Origin of the sequence: Achromobacter sp. GbtcB20, assembly GCF_019091095.1 — a bacterium.
GTDB lineage: Bacteria > Pseudomonadota > Gammaproteobacteria > Burkholderiales > Burkholderiaceae_B > Achromobacter > Achromobacter mucicolens.
Map to the genome: position 1 here is coordinate 1 of NZ_JAGXJZ010000051.1, position 3,639 is coordinate 3,639.

Sequence of the window (3,639 nt, forward strand, 5' to 3'; positions counted from 1 at the left end):
GAAGTACATGCCGCGCGCGAACGGCGCGCGGCCCGATACTCATTCAGGTTTGTTGCCCGCGGCCTGGGTCAACTTGCCGTAGTGCGCACTCTCCTCGGCAATGTATTTTCCGAACGCCTGGGGCGCCATGGGCGGCAGCAATTCATAGCCTGTGCCATCGATCTGCTTACGTACCTCCGGCTGCTCAAGCGCGCCGGTGATTTCCCGATTGAGCTTGTCAATGATCTCAGGCGGCGTTCCCTTTGGCGCGAATAATCCGTTCCAGTTTCCGATCTCGAAGCCTGGCAACGCCTCCTTCATAGCGGGCACGCCGGGAAGTTTGTCCGACCGGGCCGGGGTGATGGCCAAGGGCTTGAGCTTGCCCGAGGTCATGTAGGCCAGGCCAGTCGAAAAATCGATGAACATCATTTGCGTCTGCCCACCCAACAGTTCGGACACGGCCTGGCCATAAGCCTTGTAAGGAATCTCCGAGATATCGGTATGCGTCATCACGCGAAACGTACTGCCGGTGATGCGCGTGGTGCTGTTGGCGTAGGGAAACGAGAGCTTGCCCGGGTTGGCCTTCGCATAGGCGATGAGTTCCGCCACGGAACTGACCGGCACGGACGGATTGACGACCAACGCATGCGGCACGCCGCCGACGATGGCGACTGGCGCGAAATCCTTCAGACCGTCATAAGACACGTTCTTGAAGAAATATTTGTTCGCTACCTGAGTAGTGTTAGTGCCGAACAGCAGGGTGTAGCCATCCGGCTGCGCGCGCGCCACATACTCGCTGCCGATCATACCGGTGGCGCCCGGACGATTCTGCACGATCAGCGGCTGCCCCAGTCGCTTGGAAAGCGAGTCAGACAGCACACGGGCCACTGCATCGGTAGGACTGCCCGCAGCGAACGGAACAACGACCGTAATAGGTTTCTCGGGAAAGGCGGAGGCAGGCGCCGCTACTGCGCCCTGGGCGCACACAGTTAACGCTAGCAACCCGAAAAGCAGGGAAAATTTCATTGATGTCTCCTTGAGTGAAACGGGGCCGTCTACGCGCCCCTCGTGTGAAAAATTTGTGGGGCTTCGAGCTACGGGCGGGTTTTGACCATACGCAGGGGGTTATAGGTAAGCACCACCTCCCCTCGCTGGTTGACCACCCGATTTGAGGTCCGCACCAGGCCGCGCTCTGACTTGCTAGTCCCCCGGGCTTCGACCACTTCGCACTCGACATGGATGGTGTCGCCTGCGTTCGTGGGCCGGTGGACCTTGATATCCGCCTCCATGAACGCCATGCCGGTGCGCTGCATCGTGCTCTGCATCAACAGCCCTTCGGCCATGCAGAAAACAAGCGAACCAGGAGCCGGACGCGAGCCGATGATGGATTGCGACGCGACATAGTCCAGATTGGTGAACATTTCCTCCACCATGCCCACCGTACCGATGAACAGAGTGATGTCGGCCTACGTAATCGTGCGGCCCAAGGTGCGAAAGCGGTAGCCGGGCTCGACGTCGTCCCAGTAAAAGCCCAGGCCCAGCACCTCCAGCCCGTTCTCGTCCACGTTGATTGATCTGCGCATACTGTCTTCTCCTGGTTGTTTGGTTATCTTGATGGTCGGTCAGAGCACGCCGGCGGCACGCAGCTCCGCCATCTGCTCCGTTGCAATCCCAAGTGATTGCAGTACCTCTTCGTTATGCTGGCCCAGCGATGGTGGCGCGCCGGCCGGGTCCAGTGGCGTTTCTGAAAAACGGATGGGGTTGCGCACGGTCGGAACCGGTCCGTACAGCGGATGCTCCAACTCGGCGCGCATGCCACGCGCGATTACGTGCTCGTCGGCAAAGACCTGGTCCATGCCATTGATGGGTCCGCCAGGGACCTGCGCCCGTTCCAGCAGCGCCGTCCAGTCGGCAAGCCGGCGCGAACGTGTGACGGGAACCAGCCAGGCATCCAGTTCGGCCCGGTTGTGCACGCGGTCGGCGATGGTGGCGAAGCGCGGATCCGTGCCAATCTCGGGCTGCCCGACCGCTTGGCACAGGCGGCGGAACTGGGTGTCGTTGCCGACCGCGAGCACCAGATGCCCATCGGCAGCCGGATAGACCGCATAGGGCGCGATATTGGGGTGGCCGCTACCCATGCGCTGGGGCACGCGCCCGCTGACCAGATAGTTCATCGACTGGTTCACCAGCGAACCCACCATGCAGTCCAGCAAGCTGATGTCGATATGCTGGCCTCCATGGCCGCGATCGCGATGCTGCAAGGCGGCAAGAATGGCTGTGGTGGCGTACATCCCCGCCAAAAGATCAGCCACAGCGACACCCGCCCGCTGCGGCCCCCCGCCGGGCAGGCCGTCGCGTTCGCCCGTCACGCTCATCAGACCACCCATACCCTGTATCAGATAGTCGTAGCCCGCGCGGTCCTTGTAGGGACCCGTTTGCCCAAAACCCGTCACAGAACAATAGACCAGTTGAGGGTTGATCTCACGAAGCGAGGCGTAATCCAAACCGTAGCGCTTCAATGCTCCGACCTTGTAGTTCTCGACGAAGACATCGGCCTTACGCGCCAGCTCTCGCAAGATCTCCTGCCCTCTAGGGTTCGAGAAATCGATGGCAAGGGACTTCTTGCCACGGTTGCAGCTCATGAAATAGGCTGCGTCGCCGTTCTCACCGCTCTGCCGGTCTTTGAGAAAAGGCGGCCCCATCTGCCGGGTGTCGTCTCCGACATCCGGCTTCTCCACCTTGATTACTTCTGCGCCGAGATCGGCCAGGTTCTGCGTGGCCCAGGGGCCGGCCAGGATGCGGGAGAGGTCCAGCACACGGATATGGCTTAGCGGTTTCTGCATGATGATCTCGGTCCTAGCGGCTGCTGCCGGCCTGAAACTTCGGTTCGTCGATTTGCCTGCCCTCATCGATCGCCGCAGCGTCGTCCTGGACGATGTCGGCAATGAGTTCGCCCTCCCGCACGCTGTCGCCTGGGCCGTAGCGCAGATTCGCCACTGTTCCATCGACATCGGCAACGATCGAATACTCCATCTTCATGGCCTCGATCACGGCCAGGACATCGCCCGGGGCCACCCGGTCTCCCGGTTGCACCGCCACGGCTGCGATAACGCCTGACATCGGTGCCGTCGCCCCGCTGGCGTCCCGAGCGGAGGCGTTGCCTTCGTGGAGAACCGGGCGCACCGAGTAATGGTCGCCCGCCACCTGCAGATGCCACCCTTCGGCCGCGAGGCAGGCGTCCCAGCGCCACCCGTCCACAACGCCGCCCAAGCCGGACGCATCGCGCGACACGTTCCAGCTTTGCGGGTTGTCGCCCGCGCGGACATCGCTTCCGTCCACGGCGTGAAGAGCCACCGATGCCGGCTCGGCGTCCAGCAGGAAACGCACGCGCCCCAAAGGCGCGCCGGGATCCAGGAACACCCGGTCCATCGCGCCGCAAGCCGCGCCGGCATGCCAGGGCGAGGCTGCCATGGACTGCACAGGCAAGGGCAGCGTGGCGCAGACTGCTGCGGCAGCCGGGCGGCTGCACGGAGTTTGCAGCGATTTGTGTTCGTCCAGGTAACGGGTGTGCACGCGCCCGTTCAATACTCCCGGGTCGTCCAGCAGGCGCAACAGGTAGCCGAGGTTGCTGGGGACACCTAGCAACGATGTCTGGCCCAG

At 62.5% G+C, this 3,639-nt stretch carries 4 protein-coding genes; all 4 read right to left on the reverse strand.

From position 1 onward, the window contains the following. Nucleotides 1-39: 39 nt before the first annotated feature. On the reverse strand, nt 40-1,005 hold the full coding sequence (locus KVT32_RS27555; protein ID WP_217619129.1) for a tripartite tricarboxylate transporter substrate binding protein: 966 nt from the start codon (nt 1,003-1,005) through the stop codon (nt 40-42). Nucleotides 1,006-1,073: 68 nt separating this feature from the next. Next, a complete protein-coding gene (locus KVT32_RS27560; RefSeq protein ID WP_371825625.1) occupies nt 1,074-1,418 on the reverse strand; it encodes a MaoC family dehydratase in 345 nt (114 codons plus the stop codon). A 183-nt stretch (nt 1,419-1,601) separates the two neighbouring features. Then, a complete protein-coding gene (locus KVT32_RS27565) occupies nt 1,602-2,822 on the reverse strand; it encodes a CaiB/BaiF CoA-transferase family protein (RefSeq protein ID WP_254637040.1) in 1,221 nt (406 codons plus the stop codon). 13 nt (nt 2,823-2,835) lie between these two features. Further along, the coding region (locus tag KVT32_RS27570) for a biotin/lipoyl-containing protein (RefSeq protein WP_217619130.1) at nt 2,836-3,639 on the reverse strand (804 nt) is incomplete at its 5' end.

Bases quoted from the DNA above. Each gene is read 5' to 3' on its own strand.
- KVT32_RS27565 (WP_254637040.1), bottom strand. From the start codon at position 2,822: ATGCAGAAACCGCTAAGCCATATCCGTGTGCTGGACCTCTCCCGCATC.
- KVT32_RS27555 (WP_217619129.1), bottom strand. From the start codon at position 1,005: ATGAAATTTTCCCTGCTTTTCGGGTTGCTAGCGTTAACTGTGTGCGCC.